Source organism: Candidatus Binatia bacterium, assembly GCA_036493895.1.
Taxonomy (GTDB): Bacteria; Desulfobacterota; Binatia; order UBA1149; family CAITLU01; genus DATNBU01.
Genome location: DASXOZ010000080.1, coordinates 1 through 13585, shown reverse-complemented (window position 1 = coordinate 13585; position 13585 = coordinate 1). Strand labels below are relative to the sequence as shown.

Annotated in this window: 13 protein-coding genes; 11 read left to right on the top strand and 2 right to left on the bottom strand. The window is 66.9% G+C overall.

The window, feature by feature from the left end:
* The 11 genes from VGK20_18995 to VGK20_18945 all read left to right on the top strand — a co-directional run.
* A partial coding sequence (locus VGK20_18995) for a hypothetical protein (protein HEY2776135.1) occupies window positions 1–684 on the top strand: 684 nt, incomplete at its 5' end.
* Window positions 681–1172 carry a GNAT family N-acetyltransferase gene (locus VGK20_18990; GenBank protein HEY2776134.1) on the top strand — a complete coding sequence of 164 codons (492 nt, stop codon included), beginning with the start codon at window positions 681–683 and terminating at the stop codon, window positions 1170–1172. The genes VGK20_18995 and VGK20_18990, both read left to right, overlap by 4 nt.
* Window positions 1169–2134, top strand: a complete 966-nt coding sequence (locus VGK20_18985) for a DMT family transporter (GenBank protein ID HEY2776133.1) — start codon at window positions 1169–1171, stop codon at window positions 2132–2134. Before VGK20_18990 ends, VGK20_18985 begins: the two co-directional genes overlap by 4 nt.
* A 276-nt stretch (window positions 2135–2410) precedes the next feature.
* Complete coding sequence (gene epsC, locus VGK20_18980; GenBank protein HEY2776132.1) at window positions 2411–3370, top strand: serine O-acetyltransferase EpsC; 960 nt, start codon at window positions 2411–2413, stop codon at window positions 3368–3370.
* 90 nt (window positions 3371–3460) lie between these two features.
* Window positions 3461–4624, top strand: coding sequence for an acyl-CoA dehydrogenase family protein (locus VGK20_18975; protein ID HEY2776131.1), 1164 nt, complete (start codon window positions 3461–3463; stop codon window positions 4622–4624).
* Window positions 4625–4670: 46 nt separating this feature from the next.
* Window positions 4671–6041, top strand: coding sequence for a hypothetical protein (locus tag VGK20_18970; GenBank protein HEY2776130.1), 1371 nt, complete (start codon window positions 4671–4673; stop codon window positions 6039–6041).
* A 206-nt stretch (window positions 6042–6247) separates the two neighbouring features.
* Window positions 6248–8119 carry an acyl-CoA dehydrogenase gene (locus VGK20_18965; GenBank protein ID HEY2776129.1) on the top strand — a complete coding sequence of 624 codons (1872 nt, stop codon included), beginning with the start codon at window positions 6248–6250 and terminating at the stop codon, window positions 8117–8119.
* Window positions 8120–8124: 5 nt separating this feature from the next.
* Window positions 8125–8976: an acyl-CoA thioesterase II gene (locus VGK20_18960; protein ID HEY2776128.1), complete on the top strand. Its 852-nt coding sequence runs from the start codon at window positions 8125–8127 to the stop codon at window positions 8974–8976.
* Between the two features lie 163 nt (window positions 8977–9139).
* Complete coding sequence (locus VGK20_18955) at window positions 9140–10225, top strand: acyltransferase (protein ID HEY2776127.1); 1086 nt, start codon at window positions 9140–9142, stop codon at window positions 10223–10225.
* A gap of 162 nt (window positions 10226–10387) precedes the next feature.
* Window positions 10388–10762 carry a VOC family protein gene (locus tag VGK20_18950; protein ID HEY2776126.1) on the top strand — a complete coding sequence of 125 codons (375 nt, stop codon included), beginning with the start codon at window positions 10388–10390 and terminating at the stop codon, window positions 10760–10762.
* 49 nt (window positions 10763–10811) lie between these two features.
* Window positions 10812–12110: an IPT/TIG domain-containing protein gene (locus VGK20_18945; GenBank protein ID HEY2776125.1), complete on the top strand. Its 1299-nt coding sequence runs from the start codon at window positions 10812–10814 to the stop codon at window positions 12108–12110.
* Between the two features lie 53 nt (window positions 12111–12163).
* Here the strand turns inward: VGK20_18945 and VGK20_18940 are convergent, their stop codons facing one another.
* Together VGK20_18940 and VGK20_18935 are read right to left on the bottom strand one after the other, a co-directional pair.
* Entirely contained in the window at window positions 12164–12520 is a 357-nt protein-coding gene (locus tag VGK20_18940) for a c-type cytochrome (protein HEY2776124.1), read from the bottom strand.
* Between the two features lie 345 nt (window positions 12521–12865).
* Window positions 12866–13585, bottom strand: a 720-nt coding sequence (locus tag VGK20_18935; GenBank protein ID HEY2776123.1) for a hypothetical protein, incomplete at its 5' end; no start/stop codon positions are given.

Below are 13585 nucleotides of genomic sequence, written 5' to 3'. Positions count from 1 at the left end.
AAGGCCACGGCGCTGCGCGACTTCGGGCAGGTCTGCAAGAGCCGCCTGATCCATCGCGGTCGCCTCGAACTTTGCCAGGACGCGCCGCTGTCGTCGGTGCGCGGCGCGATGGGCAGCGTGTTCGACGTTGTCGCCGGAGCGACGTTTCCCGACGGGCAGTATTTCGCAGTGGCGGTTCCTTCCGACGCTTCCACCCAGGTCTACCTTCTCGTCGATCCCTCCGGACGCCTGAGAAAGGGCGGCTACGTCGCGTGGCGCGACCAACTCAATCCCGGCACCACGCTCGGCCGCGTGCCGGTCGTCGAGCTTGCGCCCGACGTCGCGCTGGACTCCCAGGCGCCGCTGTTCTCGTTCGAGACCGTCGAAAAATTCGTCCACATGGGCCCGGGCTACTTGAGCTTCGACCTCGTGTTCACCGGCACGAGGGAGACCGCGCGCGGCGAGCACATGACGTTCGACTACCGCGAGTACATGCGCGACAGCACCGACGCCCCGACGTTCGAGAGCACGCTGGAATTCCCGACTACCGAGCCGACGATCGAGGTCGGCAAGCTGCGCATCGCAGTGGAGCCCGACGGCTACGACGGCCTGCGCTTCCGCGTCGTTGCCGACGCCCAGCCGATTCCGGCAGGCGCAGTCCAGACGGCGCCCGAGCCTGCGTTGCCTGCCGCGCCGGCCCGATGATCGCGGTAAGGGCCGGTCGCAGGGACGACGTCGCTTTCGTATTCGACTGCATCCACGCCCTGGCCGTGTTCGAGAAGCTGGAACACCAGTTCACCGGCAGCGCGCGCGCTCTCGAGGAGCATCTGTTCGGCGCATCGCCGAGCTGCGAGCTGCTGGTGGCCGAGAAGGACGGGCGGCCAGGCGGCTATGCACTGTTCTTCACGACGTACAGCACCTTCCTGACCAGGCCGGGGCTGTTTCTCGAAGACCTGTTCGTGCTCGAAAAAGAGCGCGGCTCCGGGGTCGGCCGTTCGCTGCTCACCGCGCTCGCGGCAATCACCGTCGAGCGCGGCTGCGGCCGCCTCGAATGGTCGGTGCTCGACTGGAACGAAAGGGCGATCCGTTTCTACCGCTCTCTCGGAGCAGCGCCCGTCACGGGATGGACTCCCTACCGGATCGAAGCAGAGGCGCTCGCAGCCCTGGCGCGGCGCGACCCGCTCGGCGAATGACCACGAACGGCCGCGCCGCCGGCCAGGCCGTCCGCGAGGCGCGCACCTTGCACCGGCCTTCGGGGCGCACCGGCTACGGCCTCGCCCTCGCGGCGACCACCGTGTCGCTGTGGTCCATCCTGCCCATCGGACTCAAGATCGCGCTGACGGCGCTCGATGCGATGACGCTGACGTGGGTCCGTTTCGTCGTCGCGACCGTCGTGCTCACCAGCGTGCTGCGCTCGCGCGGCAGCATGCCTCCCGTCGGAAAGTTGATGCGCCACGACTGGTGGCTGCTCGCCGTCGCGGCGTTCGGGCTTGCGGGAAACTACGGTTTTTATTCGCTGGGCCTGCACTACACGAACGCGGGAACCGCGCAGGTCGTCATCCAGATCGCGCCGATGCTGTTCACGCTCGGCGGACTGTTCGTGTTCGGCGAGAGCTTCTCGGCCACGCAGTGGACCGGGCTCGGCGTTCTCGTCGCGGGGATGGCGCTGTTTTCGCGCGAGCAGATCGCCAGCATGACGGCCGGCCTCGACCGCTACTATGCAGGACTTGCATTCATCGTCGCCGGGGCGGTCACCTGGGCCGCGTACGGGCTTGCGCAGAAGCAGCTTCTCCAGCGTCTCGGTGCGCCGCAGATCATGGTGCTGCTCTACGCTGCCGGTGCTCTCCTCTTCCTGCCTCTTGCCACTCCGCGACTGCTGTTTTCGATGAACGGCGTCCAGTCTGCCGCCCTGGTGTTCTGCTGCGCCAACATGGTGTTGTCGTACGCGAGCTTCTCCGAAGCGCTGGCGCACGTCGAGGCGAGCCGCCTGAGCGCCCTGCTGGCGTCGGTGCCGCTCGGCACCCTGGCGGCGGTTCATGCGGCGTCGCTGCTTGCGCCGTCGCTGTTCGCGCCCGAAGCGGTGACCGTGACCGGCATCATCGGAGCGGCCCTCGTGGTCTGCGGATCGCTGATGTCCTCGCTCGCAAAGAGCTGAACAGCCGCGGTCGTCGCCCGGGCTGCCCCGACGAGTGATCGGGGTTACGGGGGAGCCGGCAAGCGCCGAAAAACGTTGTTCCTGCGGCCTCTGGATCCTCCCCGCGCCCCCACCCACCGGCGGCAGATTGCGCTATCGAACGGGCAGGGATCTTCCTATACTACCGGACTGCATCGGCGCCCGACGCGCCGCACGGGCCGCAGCGATTTCGCGACAGAATGAGACGAGACGAGGCGCCTTGCGCCTCGATGCAACAGGAACAGCGCAGGAACAGCGATGGACAAGATCCGCACCAACGGTCACGCCGAGCTCGAGCGCATCGTGCAGTCCGTCGCCGACAGCTACCGCGGCGGTCGCGGCATCGACAGCCTCGAGAGCGCGGCGCTGCCCAACCAGCGCAAGGTCGTCGACGCCGTCGAGCACCTGAAGCACGTGATCTACATGGGTTTCTACACCACGCGCGACCTGAACGAGCAGAACCTCGCGCACTACATCGCCGAGCAGGTCTACGAATCCTACGAAATCCTCGTCGAGCAGATCTCGCGTGCGGTCGTCTACCGGCGTCGCCGCGGCGGCTCGCCGGAGGACGAGGACGTGCGCTGGAGCGAGCGCGTCGTGCTCGAAGTGCTGGCGGCGATCCCGCGTGTCCGCGCCGAGCTTCACGAAGATCTGCAGGCGGCTTACGACGGCGACCCGGCGGCCGAAAGCCTCGAGGAGATCGTCTTCAGCTATCCGGCCATCGAAGCGATCACCTGCTACCGCGTGGCGCGCGAGTTCTTCGTGCGGCAGACGCCGCTCATCCCGCGCATCATCTCCGAATACGCGCACACGCAGACCGGCATCGACATCCATCCGGGCGCGAAGATCGGCCGCAGCTTCTTCATCGACCACGGCACCGGCGTCGTCATCGGTTCGACCACGGTCATCGGCGACGGCGTCAAGATCTACCAGGGTGTGACCCTCGGTGCGCTTTCGATTCCCCGCGACCAGTGCGGCGAGCTGATCCGCGGCAGCAAGCGCCATCCGACGATCGAAGACGACGTGACGATCTACGCGGGCGCGACGATCCTCGGTGGCCAGACCGTCGTCGGTCGCGGCTCGGTGATCGGCGGCAACGTCTGGCTCACCGAATCGGTGCCGCCCGATTCGCGCGTGACGTACTCGCCGCCGGCCTGCTCGAGCGAACCGACCCAGACGATTACGGCGCGGCCTACCCGCCGCGCGGTTCGCGGTTAGTCGCCGCGCCGTCGGCAGCTCGCATCTCCTGTCGAGCGGCCGGCGCAACCGCGCTTGCTCCTCCCGGCGGCGCGCGCAAAAACCGCCGCCATGACTGCAGGTTCCGCAGGTATTTCCGTCGAGGATTCTCTTTTCGCGCCGACTCCCGAGCACGCGATGCTGCGCGAGACGGTTCGCCGCTTCACCGAGAGCGAAGTCGAGCCGCAGGCCGAAGAGCACGATGCCAACGGAGAGCTCAACCGGTCGCTGCTGCGCCGCTGCGGCGACCTCGGACTGCTGGGGCTGACGATCCCGGAGCGCGACGGCGGGGTGGGCATGGATGCGGTCGCGGCAGTGATCGCGCACCACGAGCTCGCCAAATCGGACCCCGGCTTCACGCTGGCCTACCTCGCGCACTTCCTGCTGTTCGTGAACAACTTCTACCACGCGGCCAGCGACGAGCAGCGCGAGAGGCTGCTGCCGGGAGTGCTTTCGGGCGAAGTCGTCGGCGCGATGGGCATGACGGAGCCGGCGGCCGGCACAGACGTGCTCGGCATGCAGGCCACCGCCGAGAGGCGTGGCGACGTCTACCTGCTCAACGGCCGCAAGATCTTCATCACCAACGGCTATGAGGCTGGCTGCGTGCTCGCGTATGCGAAGGTGGACGGGCGCATCACGGCGTTCGTCGTCGAGAGAGGATTCGCCGGATTCACGACCGGAGAGCCGATCAAGAAGCTCGGCATGCGTGCGTCGACGATGTGCGAGCTCGTCTTCGACAACGTCGAGGTGCCGGTGGCCAACCGTCTCGGCGAAGAAGGCGGCGGCATCACGTGCATGATGCGCAACCTCGAGATCGAACGGCTCTGCCTGGCGGCGATCAGCCTGGGCATCGCCGATCGCTGCGTCGCCGAGATGGTCGGGTATTCGGCGCAGAGGAAAGCCTTCGGCAAGCCGATTGCCGAGTTCGGGCAGATCCAGCGCTACGTCGGCGACTCGTACGCCGAATCGGAGGCGGCACGCTGCCTCGTCTACCGCGAAGCGGCGCGAGTGGGCCCGGGCAGCCGCAATCGTCTCGGTACCGACGCGGCGAAGCTGTTCGCCGCTCCGATGGCCAAGCGCGTGGCCGACGCGGCGATGCAGGTGCTCGGCGGCTACGGCTACACGCGCGAGTACAAGGTCGAGCGTTTCTGGCGCGACGCCAAGCTGAACGAAATCGGCGGCGGCACTCTCGAGAGCCACCAGAAGAACATCACGCGGGACCTCGCGCGGGCATGACTGCGACGGGGGCAGGTTCGCGCCTGGCCGGCGGCTCGCCCGGGAATTGACCCTGCGCCGCGCGCTTCTCCTGTTCGTAGTGGTGGCCGTCGTCGCTGCATGGCTGCTCGGCCGCGGCGCGGCCGACAGGCCGGCGCCCGTCGCGCCAGCACCGGAGGAAGAGCCGGCGTGGAAAGCACGCGGTCGCATCGTCGAGGCTCGGTTCGGAGCTTACCGCGACGAGCTCCAGCAGACGTACGAGAAGCTCGCGACGCTGCTGGAAACCGAGGCTCCCGACCTCGCGGCGCGCCTGAAGGAAACTCCTCCGTCGCTCGCACCCGTCGGCTACGGCCTGCTTCCATTGATCGTCGAGCCCGACCCTGCCTCGCATGCCGCACCGGCGGCGAGAGCCGAATCGAAATCGTACTCGTGGCCGTGGACCGAGGTGCGCATCGACACCGAGCTGCGCAAGCTCGGCGCGTTTCGCGAGCAGGTCGCTTCGCCGCCGCCGCTGGAGGGCGCGGCGCGGCGCCGCTTCCTCGAGCGTCTCGTCGAGACGTGGCGAAGCCTGCACGAGGCCCTCGAGAACATCGACGACCACGTGCACTACAACCAGCTCTGGCAGGCTGCCGTCGCAGCCGATCGCGCAGGCTACGACCGCGGCACCGGGCTTCACGACGCGGTCGTCGAGCGCCAGGCGCTGCTCGACGCGCTGGCGGCAACCGACGATACGGCGTTCGCGGCTGCCCTCGCGCAGGTGCCCGCCATCGACCCGGGCACGCCGCGCGCGCAGGCGACGCCGCTTCTTCGCCAGCGTGAAGCCGCGCTGGCGGCGCGCATTCGCGAAGCGACCGGCGCCCTGGTTCCGTCCGCGTTCGTCAGCGTCGCGCACCCGTCGCCGCACCAGTGGATCATCCGCGTGCCGATGAATACCGACATCGACGACGATGCGTTTCTCGCGCGGTTTCGCGATGCGGTCGAAAGCATCTGGCACCTGCGCGACGGCGATGACGAATACCGCGTCGAGCTGACGCTGACGAAGCTCTCGGCCGGCGCGCTGTACGGCGGCACGGCAGGCTGCGATCCGGCAGCGGGGTGCATGGCGCCGAGAAAAGGCGATCGCATCGATGCCGATGCCCACGCGGCGCTGTTTCCTCCCGGCGCGGCCGGGCTGACGACGGGAGCCGCCAGCCTCTACACGATCCGCGGTGTCATCGTGCTCAGCGCGGGACGCGTCGAGCCCCACGTGCTGGCGCACGAGTTCGGCCACGTTCTCGGCCTGCGTGACGAGTATTTCCGCGGCTACCGCGATCTTGGCGCCGACGGGTTCCGGATCCTCGAGATCGTTGCCGATCCGGGCGACATCATGGGGGACCCCGGCGCGGGCCCGGTGCGGGCGGACGAGTTTCGACGCATCGTCCAGGCCGCCACGAAATGACCCGTCCCGACGGGGTAATGCGGATATGTAATGGGGTCAGGCACTATACGTATAGTGCCTGACCCCAAGGGTTGTGCCGCACCGCGTAAAAACGTTTGATCGCGCCGGCGGGCGCACTACAGTCCCCGGTTGCCCCCTGCGCCACGAGCGCCGTGAGGCGCCGGGGGAGCCCCGGCAAGCACCCAGACCAAGGAGGACCATCGGCTATGGCCGAGGGCGCGACGAACTTCTTCAAAGCCGATCTCCGTTCGATCCAGTTCACACTGTACGAACACATCCAGGTCCAGCGCCTGTTCGATGCGTCGCAGTTCCCGAAATCCGGGTTTTTCAGCCACTTGAGCCGCCAGGAGTGCGACCAGGTGATCGACCAGACGAGTCGCTACTGCGACGAGATCATCGGTCCGCTGAACCAGGTTGCCGACCGTGACGGCTGCCACATGGAAGACGGGAAGGTCGTCACTCCGGGAGGGTACAAGGAAGCCTGGGACACGCTCTGGAAGATGGGGCTGCCCAACTGGCGCCTGTCGCTGGAGCACGGCGGCTTCCAGGGTCCGAGCTCGATCGGCGTCGCGATCGCCGAGCTGCAGTCCGGGGCCAACACCGCGTTCATGATGTACCCGGGGCTGACGCAGGGCGCGGCCGAGCTGGTCGCCAACTTCGCGATCGACCAGGACCGTGCGCGCTTTCTTCCGCCGATGATGGACGGGCGCTTTGCCGGAACGATGTGCCTTTCGGAGCCCCATGCCGGCAGCGACGTCGGATCGGCGCGCACCAAGGCGGTGCGCATCGACGGCAACCGTTACCGCATCAGCGGCACCAAGTGCTGGATTTCCGGCGGCGACCAGGACCTCACCGACAACATCGTGCACCTGGTGCTCGCGCGCGTCGAAGGCGCGCCCGAAGGCACCGGCGGCATCTCGCTGTTCATCGTCCCGAAGTTCCTCGTCCATGATGACGGCAGCATCGGCGCGTTCAACAACGTCGTGACGACGTCCATCGAGCACAAGCTCGGCATCCGCAGCTCGGCCACTGCCGTGCTGAATTTCGGCGACGGCGGCGAGACGGTCGGTTACCTTTGCGGCAGCAGCGAGAACGCCGGCATGAAGCAGATGTTCCAGATGATGAACGGCGCGCGCATCGCCGTCGGCGTGCAGGGTCTCGCCGTCGCTTCGACGGCCTACTTGAACGCGCTGGCCTATGCGCGCGAGCGCAAGCAGGGATCCTCGGTCAAGCGCTTCAAGGATCCGAACGCGCCGCGCGTGTCGATCATCGAGCATTCCGACGTGCGCCGGCTCCTGCTGGAGATGAAGTCGAAGATCGAGGGCATGCGTGCGCTTTGCATCAAGCTCGCGTTCAACGAGGACATGTCGCGTGCGCTTCGCGCCGAGGGCAAGGACGACGAGGCCGCGTTCTACCAGGGGCGCGTGGACCTCTTGACGCCGATCGTCAAGGCCTACTGCTCCGACCAGGGTTTTCGCATCTGCGAGCTGGCGATCCAGGTGTACGGCGGTGCCGGTTACGTGATGGACAATCCCGTCGAGCAGTACCTGCGCGACGCGAAGATCTTCTCGATCTACGAGGGCACCAACCACATCCAGGCCCTCGACCTGGTGGTGCGCAAGCTGCGCGGTCGCCACGGCCAGGACCTTACGGATTTCATCGGCGACCTGTCCGGTTTCGTCGAGAGGTATGCGTCCGACCCGGCCGTCGGCCCGGAGGTGCGCCTGCTCGGAGAGGCCGCCCAGGCGCTGCAGAAAGCCGGCGGCGACCTGATGCAGTACATGATGAGCTCCCAGCTCGACCAGCTCACGCTGTGCTGCTCGCCGTTCCTCGAGGCAATGGCCGAAGTGACCGTCGGTCACCTTCTGCTCGAGGCCGCCGTGATCGCGGAGGAAGAGCGAACCCAGGACGACCGCCAGAGCCAGGAAGAGTTCGACTTCTACGCAGGCAAGGTGATGTCGGGCAAGTTCTACGCGAACTTCGTGCTGCCGGGCGTGCTGGCCAAGTGCCGCGCGATCGCATCGAACGATCGCAGCGCCCTGGACATTCCCGACGCCGGGTTCTCGACGCGCTGGTAACGGCGTTGGCGCACCCGCTGCTCGACGAAGTGCTTCGCCTCCTCGACGTCGAGGAGCTCGAGGTCAACATTTTTCGCGGGTACAACCCCGACGAGGACAGGCTCCGCGTCTTCGGCGGCCAGGTCGCGGCCCAGGCGTTGATGTCGGCGGCGCGCACGGTGCCGGCAGGTCGTCGCGTGCATTCGCTGCACTCGTACTTCCTGCGTCCCGGCGACATGAAGGTCCCGATCCTGTACATCGTCGACCGCATCCGCGACGGCAAGTCGTTCACGACCCGCCGCGTGGTCGCCGTGCAGCACGGCGAGGCGATCTTCAATCTTCAGGCGTCCTTCCAGGTCGGCGAGCCGGGCGTCGTCCACAGCCTCGAGATGCCGGCGGCGCCGGATCCGGAATCGCTGCCGACGATGGCCGAGCGCCTTGCGGGATTCGGAAGAAAGTTGCCGCGCCAGGCCGCCGAGCCGCGCGCGATCGACATCCGCTGGTGCGATCCGCCGGGCTGGAAGCCGCACAAGGGCGAAGAGGCGCGCGCGATGATCTGGATGCGCGCCGACGGGGAGCTTCCCGAAGATCCGCTGATCCACACCTGCGTGCTGGTCTACGCATCCGATTACACGCTGACCGAGACGGTGATGCGTCCCCACGGTGTGCACTGGAGCGATCGCGGCGTCATGGCCGCCAGCCTCGACCACGCGATGTGGTTCCACCGTGACATCAAGGTGGACGACTGGTGGCTCTACGTCGAGGATTCTCCCGCGGCCGAGAGTGCGCGCGGGCTCGCGCGCGGGATCATCTACGACCGCAGCGGCCGGCTTTGCTGCTCGGTGATGCAGGAGATCCTGCTGAGGACGCCGCAGTAGTTCATCCGGTCTTTCGTGCGCTGCGTTTCGCGCTGCAAAAACTGTAGCAGTGTGACGGCCATGACAGTGCGTCGTGGGGCAAGGGCCGCTTTGGCGACTCTGATGTCCGCGAGGGGAGTCAGGCCTCCTTCCGCTGTTCCAGATCGTGTGACAGTCTTACCCAGTGGGACGGCTACCATGTCTCGACGGCCTGCGGGGACTGGCTATCCTGTTCGTGCTCCTGTCGCACCTGAGCCTGTACCACACTCCGGCATTTCCGGGTCTAGATTTCACCGGGTCAGGATTCTACGGAGTCTGCCTCTTCTTCACGCTGAGCGCGTATCTGCTGACTTCGTTGCTGCTGCAGAATAGTCGCGAGGAGCTGTATGGCTCGCAAGTTTGGAAGCAGTATTTCCAACGACGCGTTCTCAGGATTTACCCTCTCTACGCGTTGGTCCTTCTGGCCAATTATTTTGCCGCTTCCTGCGGTGCCCGCTTCGCGGAGCCCCTCTCCCTCGAGAGGGTCTGGAACCACCTGTTGCTCCGCGACGGCGCCGGCGTGTTCTGGACGATCCCGGTCGAATGCCACTTCTACCTGCTGCTGCCGTTGATCGTGCTCGCGGGCACGCTGGTCCCGCGGCGGCCTCTTGCGCTCCTCGCTACCGCTTGCGCGATGCTCGGCGCGGTCGCTTGGGCCAATGCGACGTTTCCGTCCGATTCGCGAATGGCACTTTTGCGGAACGTCCCGGCGTTTCTCGGCGGCGTGTACGTGGCATGGGCAAGCGACTGGATCCAGGCTTCCCTGGCCCCCCCCCCCAATTCAAGAGCACGGATGGTTGTCGAAGGTGCCGGGTGGCTCGCGATTGCCGCAGTGCTGTTGCACATACCCAGCGTGTGGAGTTGGGCAAGCGGGGAGATTGTTGCTCCCGACCGCTTCTTCAATGAGCCTGGGCTCTTCGGCGCGCTCTGGGCCGTCTTTCTCATCGCTGCGATTCACGGGAGAGGAGCGTTGCGTCGCGTCCTGTCCCAGCGGCCGCTGTGCTTCCTCGGCAGGATAAGCTTCAGCGTCTATCTTCTGCATCTTCCGCTGCTCAAACTGATCGGAGGTCGGCTGCCGCATGACCCGACGCTTGCGGCTTGGGGCACGATCATCGCCGCCCTCGGGCTGGCCACTGTTACGTATTTCGCGATAGAGAAACCCTTCGTCGCTATGGGGCGAAGTCCGCGGCGGAGAGCAAGTGGCGAGTCCACCGTGCCTATCGCGGCGTAGCCGGTAGAGGCACGACCGCATCGCACGCACGTGCCCTCGCCGCAAAGAGCGTACCCCCGGCTGCTGTCGCTCCGTCCGGCGGCTCCGTTGTTCCTGCGGCGCCGGCGCCGTAGGTTGCGGGCGACGTTCGTTTTCGCCGGGGTCCGGCGTTGGAGTGATGCGATGAAGCCGATCCGCAGCGTCGATCATGTCTCTTTCGCAGTTCGCGACCTCGACGCGTCGCTGCACTTCTACTGCGAGGTGCTGGGCCTCGAGAAAGCGCCGCGGCCCGATCTTGGTTTTGCCGGCGCCTGGCTGACGGTCGGGGATGCGCAGGTGCATCTGCTGCAGGTGCCCGACGGCTTCGACGGTGGCACGCCGCCGCCGGCACTGAACCCCATCGCGAGCCACGCGGCATTCGGCATCGACGACTACGCGGGGACGCGGGACATGCTGAGGCAGCGCGGCCACGATCTGTTCGAGCTCGAGGCGAGCGGCCAGATGTGGGTAAAGGATCCGGACGGCTACATCATCGAGCTGATCGCTGCGCGTCGATGACCGCCGGCAGGTCTGGCAAGATTGGAAATCCCGTTTTAACGTCATCGACATGATCCGGTACGCGTCGATTTCCCTGGCAGTGCTGCTGGCCGGCGCGGCGGACTGCCGCGCCGACGTCTCGCTGCTGCTGTCCCAGAGCGCGGCCTTTTCGGTGCTCGGCCATTCGTGCGGCGGCATCCAGGAGCAGGCGGTCGCGACAGGCTTCGATCCGGCGACGGGCCATGCGACCGGCGCGGTCTACCTGCAGACCCGCTGCGGCGGAAGTGGACGCGGAGGCGGCTACCACGTGACGACGTACTCGGCCTGGGCGGCCGCTTCGTGGGACCTGACGGGAGCCACGGTCACGTTCCTCGGCCACGTCGCGCCGCCGGCAGCGATCGATCCGGCGTTCACGGCTTATGACGGGTTCGGCAACGAGCTCTACCAGACGATCAGCGCCGTCGATCCTTCGAGCTGCCTGGTCTTCAACACGACTTGCGGGTACCACGCGTGGCTGCACCTGGCCGACGGTTTCACGCCGGCGCCGCGCGTGACAGCGATCTCGACAGCGTCCGGCCCGGCTTCCGGGGCCACGACGGTGACGATCGCCGGTACCGGCTTCACGGGTGCCAGCGCCGTCGATTTCGGTGCGACGGCCGCCGCGAGCTTCACGGTGGCGGGCGACACGCAGATCGCCGCGGTCTCGCCGGCAGCCGCAGCGGGCACCGTCGATATCACCGTCACCGGTGCGGGCGGCTCCAGCGCCACGTCGGCCGCCGACCTGTTCACATTCGTCGGAGTGCCGAAAGTCTCGAAAATCCTGCCCGAGGACGGCCCGCTTTCGGGCGGAACCGAAGTGACGATCGAAGGCAGCGGCTTCGTCGACGTCATGAGCGTGCTGTTCGGAGAATCGGCCGTCGGCTTTGTCGTGAACGACGATACGTCGATCACCACGACGTCGCCGCCCGGCGAGGCGCTCGACACCGTCCCCGTCAAGGTCGTCACCGAAGGCGGTACGAGCGGCGCCAACGCGTCCGCGCGGTTCACGTATACGAACGCGGCTGCGGTCTGCGGCAACGGTATCGTCGATGCCGCAGAGCAGTGCGACGACGGCGACACGCTCTACCACGCCGGCGATGCCTGCACGGCGGACTGCCTGCTGGTTCCCTGCGGACAACCGACCTCACCCGACGCGCCCGCTCCGAGCGCGGCCGATGCCGAGTTCGTGCTCGCGGCTGCCGTCGGCGCCGCTGCGTGCGCGCCGTCGGTCTGTGATGCCGACGGCAGCGGCGACGTCACCACGGTCGACGCGCTGCTGATCCTTCGCGGCGCCGTCGGGCTCGATGCGGCACTGGCCTGTCCGCTCTAGCAGGCTGCATCTGCCAGGCGGCGTACCTTCGCGCACGCCCCCTGGTGCCGCGACTACTTGAGCGACAGCGTGTAGTCCGTCAGCGCCTTGATGTCGGCGTCCGACAGCTTGTCGCTGAATGCCTTCATCACGAGCTTGTCGCCCTCGTCGCCCTTGACTCCCTTCTTCATGGAGTCCTCGACTTTCGTCTTGTCGAGCTTCGCCTTGACGGCCGCATCCGTCAGGTCGCGCACTTTGAGCTTCTCGCCCATCTTCGTCTTGCCCTTGCCGTCCTGGCCGTGGCAGGAAGCGCAGTTCTTGCTCCACAGCGCCGAGGCATCGTCGGCTGTCGCTGCCGGCACCGCCGCGAGAAGCAGCGCCGCCGCCATCACGGCGACGAGCGGAAGGTGCAGGGAAATGGCTTTGTTCATGGAGCCCTCCTTTTGCGGCCGCTCGGTCGGATCGCGGTCGTTGCGGCCGATACGTGGGTCGCAGACACGCCAGAGAGCAGCAAGGCGCGTGCCCCGCGCGTTGCGCCGCGAGGCGCGTCGCAACAGCGCGGAATTGCTGTGCACCGGCCCGTGGCCGCCGGTGCTGCGGCGGTGATTCCTGCCAGATTCGCGAAATTGGAAACCGCAGTTTCGCACTGCTGACACGTCGGCGGTCGTTGCGAAAGCGGATGCAGGCAGTCGCTGGAGGCCCGAAACGCAGGAGGCCGGCCCCGTTGCGGGGGCCGGCCTCCTGTCAGCCGTCCTGATTCGCGCAGATCGCGCCGTTCACTGACTATCGGTGTAGAAGGCCCCGAGGGCGATGAACATCTCGTCCTCGGTCGTCACGCCGCCGAGCAGCTCGCAGGCATCGCACTTGGCGATGCCCGAAGGGTTCGCAGGGTTGTTCGGGTCCGGGCACTCGCTGTCGTTGCCGTGGCAGTTCAGGCCCTTGTTCGTGCCTCCCATGCACACCACGTCGGCGTCGCTGCACGGTCCTCCGAAGATGAGGCCGCCGGTCGGCGTCGGCGACGTCGACTGGCGCTTGACGGTGTCCGGATCGAGCTGCCCGTTGTCGTAGAGCGAGCAGAACTTGACCGTGCGGTGCGCGACGTCGCCCGTGTAGTACTTCGGCGGATCGTAGTTGACCGTCAGGGGATCGCTGTAGTCGTAGCTCTCATAGAAGGCCGAGTCGCCGGGCATGCAATCTGCATTCGTGTTGCTCCCCGGGGCCGTCGGACACGGCTGCTGCGGTGCATCGAAGTAGCGCCAGCGAATGCCGTGCCGGTGCGTGTGCGAGGCGAGCTGGAAGAGGTGGGTTCCGTCCGGGAAGGTGTGGGTCGCACAGTACTCGCGCTGCTGGAAAGGCGGCACGTGCTGCGTGAAGATCCACCGGCTGTCGAACAACCCCTGGGCCACATGCGTGCGGGTGTTCGTGTAGGTAACGTTCACCCAGCCGTTCATGATCGTGTCGTCCTGCGTCAGGTTGAACGCGTGGGAGTTCCACAC

What these genes read in the sequence shown, in the direction of transcription:
- VGK20_18990 (HEY2776134.1), top strand. Translation starts at nt 681, where the DNA reads ATGATCGCGGTAAGGGCCGGTCGCAGGGACGACGTCGCTTTCGTATTC.
- VGK20_18985 (HEY2776133.1), top strand. Translation starts at nt 1,169, where the DNA reads ATGACCACGAACGGCCGCGCCGCCGGCCAGGCCGTCCGCGAGGCGCGC.
- epsC (HEY2776132.1), top strand. Translation starts at nt 2,411, where the DNA reads ATGGACAAGATCCGCACCAACGGTCACGCCGAGCTCGAGCGCATCGTG.
- VGK20_18975 (HEY2776131.1), top strand. Translation starts at nt 3,461, where the DNA reads ATGACTGCAGGTTCCGCAGGTATTTCCGTCGAGGATTCTCTTTTCGCG.
- VGK20_18965 (HEY2776129.1), top strand. Translation starts at nt 6,248, where the DNA reads ATGGCCGAGGGCGCGACGAACTTCTTCAAAGCCGATCTCCGTTCGATC.
- VGK20_18950 (HEY2776126.1), top strand. Translation starts at nt 10,388, where the DNA reads ATGAAGCCGATCCGCAGCGTCGATCATGTCTCTTTCGCAGTTCGCGAC.
- VGK20_18945 (HEY2776125.1), top strand. Translation starts at nt 10,812, where the DNA reads ATGATCCGGTACGCGTCGATTTCCCTGGCAGTGCTGCTGGCCGGCGCG.
- VGK20_18940 (HEY2776124.1), bottom strand. Translation starts at nt 12,520, where the DNA reads ATGAACAAAGCCATTTCCCTGCACCTTCCGCTCGTCGCCGTGATGGCG.